Origin of the sequence: Aquibium sp. ELW1220 (assembly GCF_030398385.1) — a bacterium.
In the GTDB taxonomy this organism is placed as follows: domain Bacteria; phylum Pseudomonadota; class Alphaproteobacteria; order Rhizobiales; family Rhizobiaceae; genus Aquibium.
Genome location: NZ_JAOAOQ010000040.1, coordinates 21112 through 34851, shown reverse-complemented (window position 1 = coordinate 34851; position 13740 = coordinate 21112). Strand labels below are relative to the sequence as shown.

17 protein-coding genes are annotated in these 13740 nt (G+C 70.8%); all 17 read left to right on the top strand.

Features of this window, described 5'->3' with window-relative positions; genetic code table 11:
- Positions 1–159 precede the first annotated feature (159 nt).
- The 17 genes from N1F91_RS25145 (at position 160) to N1F91_RS25065 (ending at position 13731) form a co-directional block, all read left to right on the top strand.
- Positions 160–732 (top strand): HK97 family phage prohead protease, encoded by a 573-nt coding sequence (locus N1F91_RS25145; protein ID WP_289996244.1) that lies wholly within the window; start codon positions 160–162, stop codon positions 730–732.
- 29 nt (positions 733–761) lie between these two features.
- Positions 762–2012, top strand: a complete 1251-nt coding sequence (locus N1F91_RS25140) for a phage major capsid protein (protein ID WP_289996243.1) — start codon at positions 762–764, stop codon at positions 2010–2012.
- A 187-nt stretch (positions 2013–2199) separates the two neighbouring features.
- Positions 2200–2769: a head-tail connector protein gene (locus tag N1F91_RS25135; protein ID WP_289996242.1), complete on the top strand. Its 570-nt coding sequence runs from the start codon at positions 2200–2202 to the stop codon at positions 2767–2769.
- Entirely contained in the window at positions 2769–3104 is a 336-nt protein-coding gene (locus tag N1F91_RS25130; RefSeq protein WP_289996241.1) for a phage head closure protein, read from the top strand. The genes N1F91_RS25135 and N1F91_RS25130 overlap by 1 nt, the downstream gene beginning before the upstream one ends.
- On the top strand, positions 3101–3292 hold the full coding sequence (locus N1F91_RS25125) for a hypothetical protein (protein ID WP_289996240.1): 192 nt from the start codon (positions 3101–3103) through the stop codon (positions 3290–3292). The genes N1F91_RS25130 and N1F91_RS25125 overlap by 4 nt, the downstream gene beginning before the upstream one ends.
- A complete protein-coding gene (locus N1F91_RS25120) occupies positions 3273–3680 on the top strand; it encodes a DUF3168 domain-containing protein (RefSeq protein ID WP_289996239.1) in 408 nt (135 codons plus the stop codon). The genes N1F91_RS25125 and N1F91_RS25120 overlap by 20 nt, the downstream gene beginning before the upstream one ends.
- Before the next feature lie 164 nt (positions 3681–3844).
- The gene (locus tag N1F91_RS25115) at positions 3845–4549 is read left to right on the top strand and encodes a hypothetical protein (protein WP_289996238.1); all 705 of its coding nucleotides are present in this window, start codon (positions 3845–3847) and stop codon (positions 4547–4549) included.
- Between the two features lie 99 nt (positions 4550–4648).
- Complete coding sequence (locus N1F91_RS25110; protein WP_289996236.1) at positions 4649–4978, top strand: hypothetical protein; 330 nt, start codon at positions 4649–4651, stop codon at positions 4976–4978.
- A gap of 211 nt (positions 4979–5189) precedes the next feature.
- Positions 5190–5783 (top strand): acyltransferase, encoded by a 594-nt coding sequence (locus N1F91_RS25105; protein WP_289996266.1) that lies wholly within the window; start codon positions 5190–5192, stop codon positions 5781–5783.
- A 369-nt stretch (positions 5784–6152) separates the two neighbouring features.
- Positions 6153–6563: a phage major tail protein, TP901-1 family gene (locus tag N1F91_RS25100; RefSeq protein WP_126701754.1), complete on the top strand. Its 411-nt coding sequence runs from the start codon at positions 6153–6155 to the stop codon at positions 6561–6563.
- Positions 6560–6958, top strand: coding sequence for a gene transfer agent family protein (locus N1F91_RS25095; RefSeq protein WP_289996234.1), 399 nt, complete (start codon positions 6560–6562; stop codon positions 6956–6958). Before N1F91_RS25100 ends, N1F91_RS25095 begins: the two co-directional genes overlap by 4 nt.
- Before the next feature lie 53 nt (positions 6959–7011).
- Complete coding sequence (locus N1F91_RS25090; RefSeq protein WP_354670561.1) at positions 7012–7146, top strand: phage tail assembly chaperone; 135 nt, start codon at positions 7012–7014, stop codon at positions 7144–7146.
- Positions 7147–7225: 79 nt separating this feature from the next.
- Positions 7226–7801, top strand: coding sequence for a phage tail tape measure protein (locus N1F91_RS25085; protein ID WP_289996233.1), 576 nt, complete (start codon positions 7226–7228; stop codon positions 7799–7801).
- A 34-nt stretch (positions 7802–7835) separates the two neighbouring features.
- The gene (locus N1F91_RS25080) at positions 7836–8486 is read left to right on the top strand and encodes a DUF2460 domain-containing protein (RefSeq protein WP_289996232.1); all 651 of its coding nucleotides are present in this window, start codon (positions 7836–7838) and stop codon (positions 8484–8486) included.
- On the top strand, positions 8483–9373 hold the full coding sequence (locus N1F91_RS25075) for a DUF2163 domain-containing protein (RefSeq protein ID WP_289996231.1): 891 nt from the start codon (positions 8483–8485) through the stop codon (positions 9371–9373). The genes N1F91_RS25080 and N1F91_RS25075 overlap by 4 nt, the downstream gene beginning before the upstream one ends.
- An 8-nt stretch (positions 9374–9381) precedes the next feature.
- A complete protein-coding gene (locus tag N1F91_RS25070; protein WP_289996230.1) occupies positions 9382–9825 on the top strand; it encodes an NlpC/P60 family protein in 444 nt (147 codons plus the stop codon).
- A gap of 3 nt (positions 9826–9828) precedes the next feature.
- Entirely contained in the window at positions 9829–13731 is a 3903-nt protein-coding gene (locus N1F91_RS25065) for a glycoside hydrolase/phage tail family protein (protein WP_289996229.1), read from the top strand.
- Positions 13732–13740 lie beyond the last annotated feature (9 nt).

The following is a 13740-nucleotide window of genomic DNA, read 5'->3' as shown; positions in this document are numbered from 1 at the left end:
ACTTTCGGAGGTGACGCAGCGGCATCGGCCTGCGGAGCGGGTTTTGCCCCGGCGCGCCGCGCGACGCTGGCCGCGGAACCGCTTCCGCCCTGCCGTCCCGAAGCCGGCCGGAAGAATGCGGGCGCCGCCTCGCCGACGATTTCCAAGGGAGCAGGATCAATGACGACGGAGGCGATGTCCTTCGCGCGCAAGCGCATGTTCGCGGACGACGCGGCGGTGGCCGCGCGCGGGCCGGCAGCGGCATCTCCACCGGGCGAAGGCCTGCGGATTGCCGGCTATGCGAGCCTGTTCGGCGTGGCCGACCTGTCGCGCGACGTGGTGGAGGCGGGAGCCTTCGCGGCGGCGCTGGCCAAACGCGGCGCCGGCGGCATCCGCATGCTGTTCCAGCACGATCCGGCGCGGCCGGTGGGGGTGTGGACCAGCCTGCGCGAGGATGCGCGCGGCCTCGCCGTCCAGGGCCGCCTGACGGTCGGCGCGGCCGGCACGCTCGCCGCGCTGATCGTCGACGGAGCGGTCGACGGGTTGTCGATCGGTTTCCGCACCATCCGGGCCCGGACCGATCCGCACACGCGGCTGAGGCACATCCTGGAGGCTGACCTCTGGGAAATCTCCATCGTCACCTTCCCGATGCTGACGGGCGCGCGCCTTTCGGCACTGCAGGGACCCGGGCCTGCGCCCGCGGCGATGGACGGAACCACCCGCGCCGCGGCCTTCGCCGCGTCGCGCAACTGAAACTCAGGCAGAAACGGGAAGACCGACCCATGGATCAGTGGAATGAAGGACTGGAAAACAAGGCCGTGCCGGGCGGCGGCGCGCTGAACGCCGCCTTTTCCGAGGTGTGGACGGCGTTCGAGGCCTTCAAGGAGGCGAACGACCAGAGGCTTGCCGAAATGGAGCGCAAGGCCGGCCCCGACGTGGTGACGTCGGAAAAGGTCGACCGCATCGCGCGTTCGCTGGACGAGCACAAGCACGCGATGGACCAGGCGATCCTGCGCCTCAACCGGCCGATCCTCGGCCTGGCGAACGGAGTGACGACGAAATCCGACCATGCGTCGGCCTTCGAGGCCTATGTCCGCTCGGGCGACGACCGCCATCTGCGCGGCCTGGAGGCCAAGGCGATGTCCTACGGCTCCGGCCAGGACGGCGGCTATCTGGTGCCCGACGAGCTGGAGGCGGCGATCGGCAGGCGTCTGGCGCAGATCTCGCCCGTCCGCGGCATCGCCTCGGTGCGGCAGGTCTCGGGCGCGGTGCTGAAGAAGCCCTTCGCGGTGGCCGGCCCGGCGACGGGCTGGGTGGCCGAGACGGCGTTGCGGCCGCAGACGGCGAGCGGGACGCTCTCGGAACTGCAGTTCCAGACCGCCGAACTCTACGCCATGCCGGCCGCGACCGCCGCGCTGCTGGAGGATGCGGCCGTCGACCTCGACCAGTGGATCTCCGCCGAGATCGAGACCGCCTTCGCCGTCCAGGAGGGCGCTGCCTTCGTCAACGGCGACGGCACCAACAAGCCGACGGGATTCCTGCACTATCCGAAGGTGGCCGAGGCGAGTTGGGAATGGGCCAAGATCGGTACCATCGGGACCGGCGTGTCCGGTGCGCTGCCGGCATCCGATCCGTCCGACGTCCTGGTCGACCTCGTCTATGCGCTGAAGGCCGGCTACCGCCAGAACGCGGCCTTCGTGATGAACCGCCGGACGCAGGCGACGCTGCGCAAGCTGAAGGATGCCGACGGCAACTACCTCTGGCAGCCGCCGGCCCAGCCGGGCGGCAAGGCCATGCTGATGGGCTTCCCGGTCGTCGAGGCCGAGGACATGCCCGATATCGCCGCCGACGCCACGCCGATCGCCTTCGGCGACTTCGCGCGCGGCTATCTGGTGGTGGACCGCACCGGCGTGCGCGTGCTGCGCGACCCTTACTCGTCCAAGCCCTACGTGCTGTTCTACACGACCAAGCGGGTCGGCGGCGGGGTGCAGGACTTCGACGCGATCAAGCTGCTGAAGTTCGGCGTGGCGTGAGGCCTGCGGCGCCGCGAGGCGCCGAGACCATCCGCCGTCGGTGCTCCCTCCACACCGGCGGCGAAGGCGGCCCCCCGCCGCGGGCAAGACCCGTGCGGGGGGCCGTCATCCTCGTTTCCGGCGAGAACGGTCCGCGACATGACGGAGCCGTCCGCTCCGTTCCCCAACCAAGCCAGAGGTGGCCGCGATGGCGCTCTTTCGAACCGTTCCGCCCGGCGCGGAACCGCTGACGCTCGCCGACTGCAAGGCGCATCTGCGGATTGCGCACGAGAGCGAGGACGAACTGCTCTCCGGTCTGATCCGTGCGGCGCGCGAGGAGGTGGAGATGCAGACCGGCGTCGCCATGATCGACCAGGACTGGCGGCTGGCGCTCGACGCCTGGCCGGCGGGCGGAATCGTGACGCTCGCGCGTCATCCGGTGAAACAGGTGCTGTCGGTGACGCTCCACGGCGCCGACGGCGAGGCGGCGGCGATGGACCCGTCCGGTTACCGGCTCGACGGCCTGTCGCGGCCGGCGCGGCTGTGGGTCGAGACCCGTCCGGCCCCGGGTGCGCCGCTCAATGGCATCGAGATCGACTTCCGCGCCGGTTTCGGCGAGGCGGGGACCGACGTGCCGGACCTGCTCAAGCGCGCCATGCTGCTTCTGGTGGCGCACTGGTACGAGTTCCGTGCCGCCTGGGGGCCGGACGACCGCCCGGTGTCGGTCCCCGACGGGTTCCGCCGGCTGACCGACGGCTGGCGGGCGAGGCGGCTGTGATGCGCGCCCGGCGGATCGACCCCGGACGGCTGCGCCGGCTCCTGACACTGGAGGCAGTGACGCCCGAGCCCGATGGCGCAGGCGGCTTCACGCCGAACTGGACGGCCATCGCGACGCTGCACGCGGCGCTGGAACCGGTGGCGGCGGTGCCGCGCTTCGGCGCCGACCAGGCGCTGCCGACCGTGACGCACGTGGTGACGCTGCGCGCCCGCCCCGACGTGAGGAGCGGCATGCGGTTTGCGGCCGGCGGCCGGGTGCTTGCGATCGAGACGGTTCACGATCCGGACGAGACGGGACGATTCCTCGTCTGCCGGGTCCGGGAGGAGGGACGATGAGGATCGGGTTTCGCGTGACGATGGAAGGGCTTTCGCGTACGCTGATGGCGCTGGCGCATGACCGCCTGGAGACGTTCGACCCCGGCCTGCAGCAGCCGCGCGATCGCAAGGCAGCGGTTCGGCGGCTGGTGGTGCGCAGGCGCCGCCGTCGCCGCAAGGGAGGGAGCGATGGGCGGAACGGCGCTTGAACTGCAGAAGGCGGTCTTCGCCGCGCTGTCGCAGGATGCGGAACTGTCGGCGCTGACAGGCGGAGCGCGCGTCTTCGACCGTGTTCCGGCGCACACGCCGTTTCCCTACGTCACCTTCGGCCGCACCAGCCTCTACGACTGGAGCACCGGCACCGAGAGCGGCGTCGAGCAGTTGTTCACGCTGCACGTCTGGTCGAAGGCGCAGGGCAAGGCCGAGACGCTCGCGATCCTGGAGCGCATCGCCGCCCTGCTCGACGACCAGCCGCTGCCGCTCGACGGCCATGCGCTCGTGTCGATGCGGCTCGAGTTCACCGAGGTTCGCTACGACGAGGACCTGGCCGTGCACCACGGGCTGGCGCGGTTCCGGGCGCTGGTGGAGGTGGTTTAGGCAAACCGGTCCGCTGACGCGTTTCTTTTCGCGGTCGAAACTTCGCGACGCCACTCGGGGCGCTCAACGGGTCTCATGCGTCGCAGCCTCGTGTTGAGCGTGGCGCCATCCTGTGGCAGGTCTTGACCGGGTGCAGCATCGTGCCCGGTCAGCGAGGGTGCGCCATGCCGGAGCTTCTTCCCAATGCCGTCCTGATCGGCATCGCGACGGCCCTCTCGGCCGTCGTGCTGCGCTTCCAGGCCGGCAAGCCGCGCCTGTCTTTCTTCAGGCTGCTGCTGATCGGCGTCGCGGGGGCCTATCTCGTCACGCCGGCGCTGGCCTATCTGGCGCAGGCCTGGCGGGCGACGCCTGCACTGCCCGCACTGCCGGTGGTCACGTCGGGGCAGTTGTTTCTCGGGACCTGGGCCGCATTCGCCGTGCTGTTCGTGGCCAACAGTACCGCCAGGCCGAAGCGCGTGCCGCTCTGGGCCGGGCTGCTGATCGGCGTGGCGGTGGCCGCGCTGTTTCCGCCTTTGATCGACGGGTTGACGGGGACCTACCAGCGGACCTCGCTGCGCGACGACGTCGACCATTGCACGCGCGGCATGAAGGGGCAGGTGCAACCGCGCGCGGCCACCAACATCTGCAACGAGCCGATCACCGTGGGCCTGTGCATGCCGGGCGAGGTGAACCCCGCGCCCTGCGCGCAGAGCTTCACGATCGGCCCCGGCGAGAGCGCGACCTTCGATCCGGGCGATGCCTCGCTGTCGTCGCTGCCCAGCAACCCCGGCGGCCTGACCGTCGTCGCCTGCCGCCCGCCCGATCGCCCGTCGCGGATGGGCCGGACGACGGGGCGGGGGTATGAGGGGGTTTGCATTCCGGGGGCGTGAGGGGTGGTCCGCATCGCGCAGTGACTCTATCTTGCCGTTGCGCGCCGCAGCGTGGGCGGCTTCGCAAGCGGCATGCGTCGATCAGAGGGGAACGCAGACATGAAGCATCTTCAGATCGCCGTCGCCGTTGGAGCAATGTTCGGCATGGTCGCCGGCTCTGCCGAGGCTGAAGAGAACGCACATCTGAAGAAGGCGGCAGCGTGGCTGTCCAGAACGATCGTCTGCGAGACGAAAGGTGACGTGTGGAGACACTTCACCCAGCTGGGAATGGAAGAGATGCACTGGTCGATGACCCAGGCCCTCTTGTTCGTGACGGCCGAAGCCGGACGAATCCAGGATCACCTTTCCGAATTCGATCGAACCGCACGATTCTGTGCCGCGAACGATCCGAACGAAATCTATGGGTATGGCGGGTGGACGAGCCGGTAGGTGACGTTCAGGGAGCACGCTCCGTGCCCGATGATGGCCGCCCTCCATCGATGATGGAACGGAGGACAGGCGCCACGCCGGGTTGTGTCATCGCACGGGATGCTGGCTCTCCGCGCATCCCTTGATTGCAACACGATATGCTTTTCATTGAAGTATCTTGCGCATCCTCAGGTTGATCGCTATGTTCATCACGTGTGGAGGGGCGCACGTGATGAAGATCTATGGTGGCGGGTACCTGCAGAGGGAAGAACTACTCGATCTCGGGATTCGATCCATCGGCGAAAACGTCCGCGTACACGAGAAGGCTATTCTTGTGGACGTCGAGAGGATCGAATTCGGCTCCAATGTTCGCATCGACGCATTTTGCGTGCTGAGCGCGGCAGGTGGAAGCCTCAGAATCGGAAGCTACGTTCACCTCGCTTCGCATGCCGATATCTATGCCGGTGCGGGTGTCGTGCTGGAAGATTTCGCGGGATTGTCTCAGGGCGTCCGGATATACTCGGTCTCCGATGACTATTCCGGCGCGTGCCTGACCAACCCGACGGTGCCGCGCGGGTTTCTCGTGCCGAAGGCAGGTTGCATCCGCATCGGCCGCCACGTGATCGTCGGTTCGGGATCCGTGGTGCTGCCAGGTTGCAGCATCGGCGACGGCAGCGCGGTGGGCGCACTGTCCCTGGTGAACCGGAGCCTCGACCCCTGGGGCGTCTATGCCGGATCGCCGGCAAGACGGATCCGGGCCCGGTCCAGGAAGCTCCTCGCCGCGGAAGGCGCGATGGCGGGCGACGGCGTCCTGGCACTGACGTAACCGGCGACGGGGCTGCCGCGGGTGCCGCGGCGGTGGCAGGTCGCGGATCACCCGGTCCGCAGGCGTCGGCCGCTGATCAATCCCGTTAGCCGCCGGCACCTGAAGTTGCGACCGAGATCGAATCCGGCCTGCCCGCTGCGGCGCGTCGGCTGGTCCGACGCCGCTGCGCCACGCGCGGCGGGCCACGGGCTTGGGCCATCCTTGGGAACTGGTGCCGATGGCGACTGCTATCGGTCCCCGCGCAGCCCCCCGCAGCCCCTCATACCCCTTCCGGGACCTTCTCCCTGCGGGACGGGGAGAAGGGGACGTGCCCCCTCGGTTACCGCCATTTCCCCCATCATCCACCATCACCACGAAAGGAGTCCGCGCATGGTTGCGCAGAAGGGCAAGGATCTGTTGCTGAAGCTCGACACGACGGGCGCGGGCGGGTTCGTCACCGTGGCGGGGCTGCGATCGAAGCGGCTGGCCTTCAATGCCGAGACGGTGGACGTGACCGACGCGGACTCGGCCGGGCGCTGGCGCGAGCTGCTGGCCGGGTCGGGGGTGCAGCGGGCCTCGGTGTCGGGCGCCGGCATCTTCAAGGATGCAGCGTCGGACGCGGCGATCCGCACGCGCTTCTTCGGCTCCGAGATCGCCGCCTGGCAGTTCGTGATCCCGGATTTCGGCACCGTCGAAGGACCGTTCCAGATCACCGCGCTCGAATATTCCGGCGCGCATGACGGCGAGGTGACCTTCGAGATCGCGCTGGAATCGGCAGGCAGCCTGGGGTTCGCCGCATGACCCACGCCAATGCGAGACGCGGCGAGATCACGGCCGAACTGGACGGGACGCGGATGCGGCTGTGCCTGACGCTGGGCGCGCTGGCCGAACTCGAAAGCGCATTCGCCGCCGAGGACCTGTCGGCGCTGGTGGCGCGGTTTGCCACCGGCCGACTGTCGGCCCGCGACATGGCGCGCGTGATCGGCGCCGGCCTGCGCGGGGGAGGTGCGGCCGTGGCCGACGAGGACGTGCTGGCCATGACGACGCCGGGCGGCGCGGCGGGTTTTGCGGCCGTCGTCGCAGACCTCCTCGCCGCGACCTTCGGGGTGGCGAAGCCGGCCGGCGGCGACGAAGGCGCCCCCGGTGGCCGCGGTCGCGACGCCATCGGCGGAGATGCCGGCGCAAACCCTCGCTAGCCGCATCGCGCACCGCCGTCCCGGCGCCCGAGCCCTTCCCCTGGGAGGCGGCGATGGCGGCGGGGCTCGGCGCGATGCGGCTATCGCCGCAGGCCTTCTGGGCGATGACGCCCCGCGAACGGCGGCGGCGCTCGGGCTCGGAGGGACGACGCAAGGCGCACCGGGGCGCGACGACCTCGCAGCGCTGATGCGGCGCTTCCCGGACCGCCCCGGCCAGGCCTGACTTTTCCCTGCTCCCGATTTTCCTGACCATTGCGAGGAACGACCATGACCGAGGGACCGGAGGTCTCGTTCGAGATCGACACCAGCGCCGTCGACAAGGCCCTGGCCAACCTGTCGTCGCTGTCCGACAGCTTCGGCCGGCAGCTGACGCAGGGACTGGCGAGCGCGGTGGTGCAGGGCAAGGCGCTGGAGGACGTGCTGCGCCGCATCGGGCTCAATCTCGCCGGCATGGCGCTGGGCCAGGGGCTGCAGCCGCTGAGCAACCTGGCGGGATCGGCCGTCTCGTCAATCCTTGGCGGGCTGGCGGGGCTCCTGCCCTTCGAGAAAGGCGGCGTGCCGGGTCGGGTGACGCCCTTCGCCGACGGCGGCATCGTGTCGACGCCGACCTTCTTTCCGGCCGGCCGCAACATCGGGCTGATGGGCGAGGCGGGTGCAGAGGCGATCATGCCGCTGTCGCGCGGGCCGGACGGACGGCTGGGCGTGTCAGCGGGGGGCGGGGCCGCGCCGGTGAGCGTCGTCTTCAACGTCTCGACGCCCGACGCGCCGTCGTTCCGAAAGTCGGAGGCGCAGATCACCGGGATGATCGCGCGGGCCGTGGCGCGCGGGGCGCGGACGCTGTGAGGCAGCGGGCGGTGATGAAACCGGGGAGTGGGCGATGAGCACGTTCGAGGCCTTCCACGAGGTGCTGTTCCCGGTCGCGGTGTCCTTCGGGGCGACAGGCGGGCCGATGCGGCGCAACGAGATCGTGCTCCTGACCTCCGGGCACGAGCGCCGCAATGCCAGGTTCGCCGGTTCACGGCGCAGCTACGACGCCGGCACCGGACTGCGATCGCTGGAAGACGTGCACGAGGTCGTCGCCTTCTTCGAGGCGCGGCGCGGCTCGCTGCACGGCTTCCGCTTCCGCGACCCCTTCGACATGAAGTCGTGCCGTCCGCACGAGACGCCGGCGTCGACCGACCAGACGCTCGGTACGGGCGACGGAACGACGGCGGTGTTCCAGTTGTCCAAGATCTATGGGGAGGGGGCGGATGCCTACCGCCGCGCGATCGCAAAGCCGGTTGCGGGAAGCGTGCGTGTCGCGGTCGGCGGGATCGAGCAGCTGGCCGAAACGCAGTTCAGCGTCGATCACGCGACCGGCAGCGTGACCTTCCTGCCCGGCCATCTGCCGGCCGACGGCGCGGCGGTGACCGCAGGCTTCGTCTTCGACGTGCCGGTGCGCTTCGACACCGACCGGCTGACGGTGAGCCTCGCCGGCTTCCGCGCCGGCCAGATTCCCACGATACCGCTGATCGAGATCCTGCCATGAGCGACGGTTTTGACATGCTGGCCGCGCATCTGGCGCGGGAGGCGACGAGCTTGTGCCATTGCTGGCGCGTGACGCGGCGCGACGGCACGGTGGCAGGCTTCACCGACCACGACCGGCCGCTGACGGCGGACGCCACGATCTTTGCACCGCAGAGCGGGTTCACCGCGAGCGAGGCGCGCGAGACGCTGGGGCTTGCAGCCGACACGGTGGAGATCGAAGGCGCGCTCAGCGCGGCGACGATCACGGCGGAGGACATCGCGGCCGGCCGCTGGGACGGCGCGACGGTGGAGACGCTGCTGGTCAACTGGCGCGCGCCCGAACAGGCAGCAGCGATCCGCACCCAGACGGTGGGGCGGATCACGCGGGCCGACAACCGCTTCGTGGCCGAACTGGACGGACCGGAAGCGGCGCTGGACCGGATCGGCGGGCGCTGGTTCCGCCGTGCCTGCGATGCCGAGCTGGGCGACCAGCGTTGCGGCGTCGACCTCGACCAGCCGGCGCTGAAGGCGGTGGGAGCCGTCGCGGCCGCGGTTTCGGCCGACACGATCCGCGTGACCGGCCTCGATGCGTTCACGGCCGGCTGGTTCGCCGAGGGACGGCTGACGGCGACGAGCGGCGCGGTGGCTGGCTCGACGGTTCGGGTGCTGTCGCATCGGGTCTCGGGCGCGGGGACCGAACTCGTGCTGTGGCGCGACGGCGCGGGCCTGCCTTCGCCGGGCGACGGCTTCACGATCCTGGCGGGCTGCGACAAGCGTTTTTCCACCTGCAAGGCGAAGTTTTCCAACCACCTGAACTTCCGCGGCTTTCCGCACCTGCCCGGCAACGACGCGGCCTATGGCTACGCGACCGAGGGCCAGGTGTTCGATGGCGCGCCGCTGGTGCCCTGAGGCAGGCCATGACCCGACCGATCAACGACGCCATCGTGGCGGAGGCGCTCGCCTGGGTCGGTACGCCCTACCGCCACCAGGGCACGCGCAAGGGCGTGGGCTGCGATTGCCTGGGCCTCGTGCGCGGGGTGTGGCGCGCCGTCCATGGCCGCTATCCGGAGGATCCCGGCGCCTATGCGCGCGACTGGAGCGAGGCGGGCAAGGGCGATCCGCTGATCGCGGCGGCGCGGCGCCACTGCAGCGAGAAACCCGTGGCCGAGATGGTCCCGGGCGATCTGCTCGTGTTTCGCTGGAAGCCGCACTACGCGGCCAAGCATGCCGGAATCCTGGTCGCGCCGGAAAGGTTCGTCCACGCTTACGAAGGCCACGCGGTGACGGTGTCGCCGCTGGTGCCGCAATGGCGCCGCCGCATCGCCGGCGCCTTCGCCTTTCCCGAAAGACCGGAGGAATGAGCCGTGGCGACCATCATCCTGCAGGCGGCGGGCGCCTATCTCGGAGGCCTGCTCGGCGCGACCGGAGCGGCGATCGGCACGGCGGCCGGCGCCATCGGCGGCTATCTGATCGACCGGGCGCTGATCGACAGTACGCGCCGCATTGAGGGACCGCGACTTGGCTCCGCGCAGGTGCTGACGGCCGAGGACGGCGCGCCGATGCCCAGGCTCTACGGCACGGCGCGGCTGGGCGCGACGCTGATCTGGGCGACGCGATTCGAGGAAGTGAAGGAGACCAGCCGGCAGGGCTCGAAAGGCGGGCCGAAGGTGACGAGCTATTCCTACCATGCCAGCGCCGCCTTCGGGCTGTGCGAGGGGCCGGTTGCGGGCATCCGCCGGATCTGGGCCGACGGGCGCGAACTCGACCTGGACGAGGTGACGTTGCGCCTGCATCGCGGCACCGAGGACCAGGCACCGGACCCGCTGATCGAGGCGAAGCAGGGCGCCGGCAACGCGCCGGCCTATCGCGGCACGGCCTATGTGGTGTTCGAGCGGCTGCCGCTCGACGCCTTCGGCAACCGGCTGCCGCAGCTGCAGTTCGAGGTGATCCGCCCGGTGGGCGGGACGGGCGACAAGGTGTCGGCGATGGTGCTGATCCCCGGCTCGACCGAGTTCGGCTATGCGCCCGACCCCGTGCGTCACAAGCGCCGCAAGGGCGAGGGTACGATCGTCAACCGGCACGTGCTGCACGCGGCGACGGATCTTGCGGCCTCGCTCGACGAATTGCAGGCGCTGTGCCCGAACCTCGAGCACGTGGCGCTGGTGGTGGCCTGGTTCGGCGACGACCTGCGCGCGGGCGACTGCCGTATCCGGCCGGCGGTGACCGATCGGGACGGGCCGGCCGTCGCGGCCAGATGGCGTGTCGGCGACGTGACGGGCGATGCGGCGCTGGTGGTGTCGCAGGCCGGCGGGCGCGCGGCCTATGGCGGTTCGCCGTCGGACGACACGATCGTGGCGGCGATCGGCGAACTGAAGGCGCGGGGACTTTCGGTCACGCTCTATCCCTTCGTGATGATGGATGTGCCGGCCGGCAACGGACTGCCCGACCCGCACGGCGGGGCCGAGCAGGCGGCCTATCCGTGGCGCGGCCGCATCACCTGTCACCCGGCCGCCGGCCGGACGGGCAGCGTCGACGCGACGGCTGCGGCGCGCACGCAGGTGGAAGCCTTCTTCGGCGCGGCGGCGCCGGGGGACTTCTCGATCTCGGGCGGGCACGTGCACTTCTCCGGCGGCGGGGCCGACTGGGGCTATCGCCGTTTCGTGCTGCATCAGGCGAAGCTCGCGGCGCTGGCCGGCGGCGTCGACGCCTTCCTGATCGGCTCGGAACTGCGCGGCCTGACGACGGTGCGCGGTGCGGACGACAGCTTTCCGGCAGTCGAGGCGTTGTGCGCCCTTGCCGCCGACGTGCGGGCGATGCTGGGGGCGGGAACGAAGCTCAGCTACGGCGCCGACTGGAGCGAATATTTCGGTCACCAGCCGCAGGACGGTTCGGGCAGCGTCTTTTTCCATCTCGACCCGCTGTGGGCGCACGAGGCGATCGACGCGGTCGGCATCGACGCCTACATGCCGCTGTCGGACTGGCGCGACGGCGACCATGACGGCTCGAATCCGGACGGTGCTGCGGGACCGAACGATCCGGCCGCGCTGCGGGCGGCGCTCCGTGCCGGCGAAGGCTACGACTGGTTCTATGCCCACGACGAGGACCGCCGCGCGCGCATCCGCACACCGATCGCGGACGGGGCCTACGGCAAGCCGTGGGTGTTCCGCTTCAAGGACCTGTGGAACTGGTGGGCGAACGCCCATGTCGACCGGACCGGAGGCGTGGAGGCGGCAAGCCCGACGGCCTGGACGCCGCGCGGCAAGCCGATCTGGCTGACGGAGCTGGGTTGCCCGGCGATCGACAAGGGGCCGAACCAGCCGAATGTCTTTTCCGATCCGAAATCGAGCGAAAGCGGGCTGCCGCACTTCTCGCATGGCGGGCGCGACGACCTCGCGCAGCGACGGTTCATCGAGACGCACCTCTCCTTCTGGGGCCCGGAGGCGCCTGGGTTCGCGCCGGAGGCGAACCCGCTCTCGCCAGTCTATGGCGGCCGCATGGTCGACCCGCAGCGGATCTATCTCTGGGCCTGGGACGCGCGGCCCTTCCCGGCCTTTCCGCTGGCGGGCGACGTCTGGGGCGACGGCGGCAACTGGCTCGCCGGCCACTGGCTGAACGGTCGGCTGGGCAACCCGTCGTCCGGCGATCTCGTCGCGGCGATCCTCGCAGACCACGGCCTGGGCGCGGGCGAGACGGACGGCGCGGCCGGCTGGGCGAGCGGCTACGTGATCTCCGAACCGGCCTCGCCGCGCGCGGCGATCGAACCCGTCGCCGACCTGTTCGGGCTGTCGCTGCGGATGGAGGACGGCCGCGTGACCGCGCGCCGGCGAGGTGCCGCATCAGGTTCCGCGCTGGCGCTCGAGGCGCTGGTGCAGCCGGAGGAGGGCGCCACGGTGACGGCGGTACGCGCGCCGGACCACGCGCTGGCCGGAGAGGTGATCGTCGCCTTCCGCGACCCCCTGAACGACCACGAAGCCGGTTCGGCCCGGCGCCGCCGCGACGGGGCGGCCAATCCGGGGCAGGAGCGGCTGGGCTTTTCCGGCTGCCTGGAGCCGCCGGTTGCGGAGGCACTGGCGGCCGACTGGCTGAAGCGGCACTGGCGCGAGCGCGAGGAAATGGCGTTTTCGCTGCCCGCCGGCGAGCGGCGCGTGCGGCCGGGCGCGCTGGTGCGGCTGCCGGCCGCCTTCGGCGCGGACGATCTCGTGGTGACCGAGATCGACGAGGGGCTGGTGCGCCAGGTGAAGGCCGTGCGGGTGGACCGCCTGGCGCCCGCCCGCATTGCACCCACGCTGGGCGATGCCACCCACGAGACCGCGCCGGCGCTGGCCGCGCCCGCGCTGTACCTGATCGACCTGCCGCTGACATCGGGCATCGACGAGCCCTGGCGGGAACTGCGCATTGCCGCCTGGGCAAAGCCCTGGCGCAGCCAGGTCGTTCAGGTGTCGCCCGAATACACCGGCTTCGAGCAGCGCACGGCGCTGCCGGACGCGGCCAGGCTCGGCGAACTGACCGGAGCGCTGGGACCAGGCGTACCGGGGCGGCTCGACCGGGGCGCGACGATCGGCGTTTCGCTCTCGGGCGGCGCGCTGCAGAGCATATCGGCGCTGCAGCAGCTCAATGGCGGCAACGCGGCGGCGATCCTGTCGCAGAGCGGGGCCTGGGAGGTGGTGCAGTTCCGCACCGCCGAGGAGATCGCGCCGGACATCTGGCGGCTGGGCGACCTGCTGCGCGGGCAGCTCGGAACCGAGGACGCCATGCTGGCGGGCGCTGCGGAAGGCGCGCCCTTCGTGCTGCTGGACGGCGCCGTGCCGACGGCGGGGCTTAAGCCAGCGGAAGCCGGGCTCACGCTCAACTGGCGTGTCGGGCCGGCGGGCGCGGATCTGGAGAGCGACGTCTTTGCGGTCGAGACGGCCACGGGCGGGCTGCGCGCGGCGCTGCCGCTGGCGCCCGTGCACCTGCGCGCGACGTTCGAAACCGGCGGCGACCTTGCGGTGACCTGGATCCGTCGCGGCCGGATCGGCGCCGACGGATGGGACGCCGACGAAATCCCGCTTGGTGAGGAGGCGGAGGCCTATCTCGTCGAGATACGGACGCCCGGCGGCGCATTGAAGCGTTCGGCCGAGACGACCGCACCCGCCTGGACCTACGACGCAGCCGCGATCGCCGCCGATTTCGGCGGCGGCGGATCGGCGGTCGTGTCCGTGCGCCAGAGGAAGCGGCCGGGCGGCACGGCGGGCCTGCCCGCCACGCTCACGGTCGACCTGCCATGACAATGCTCG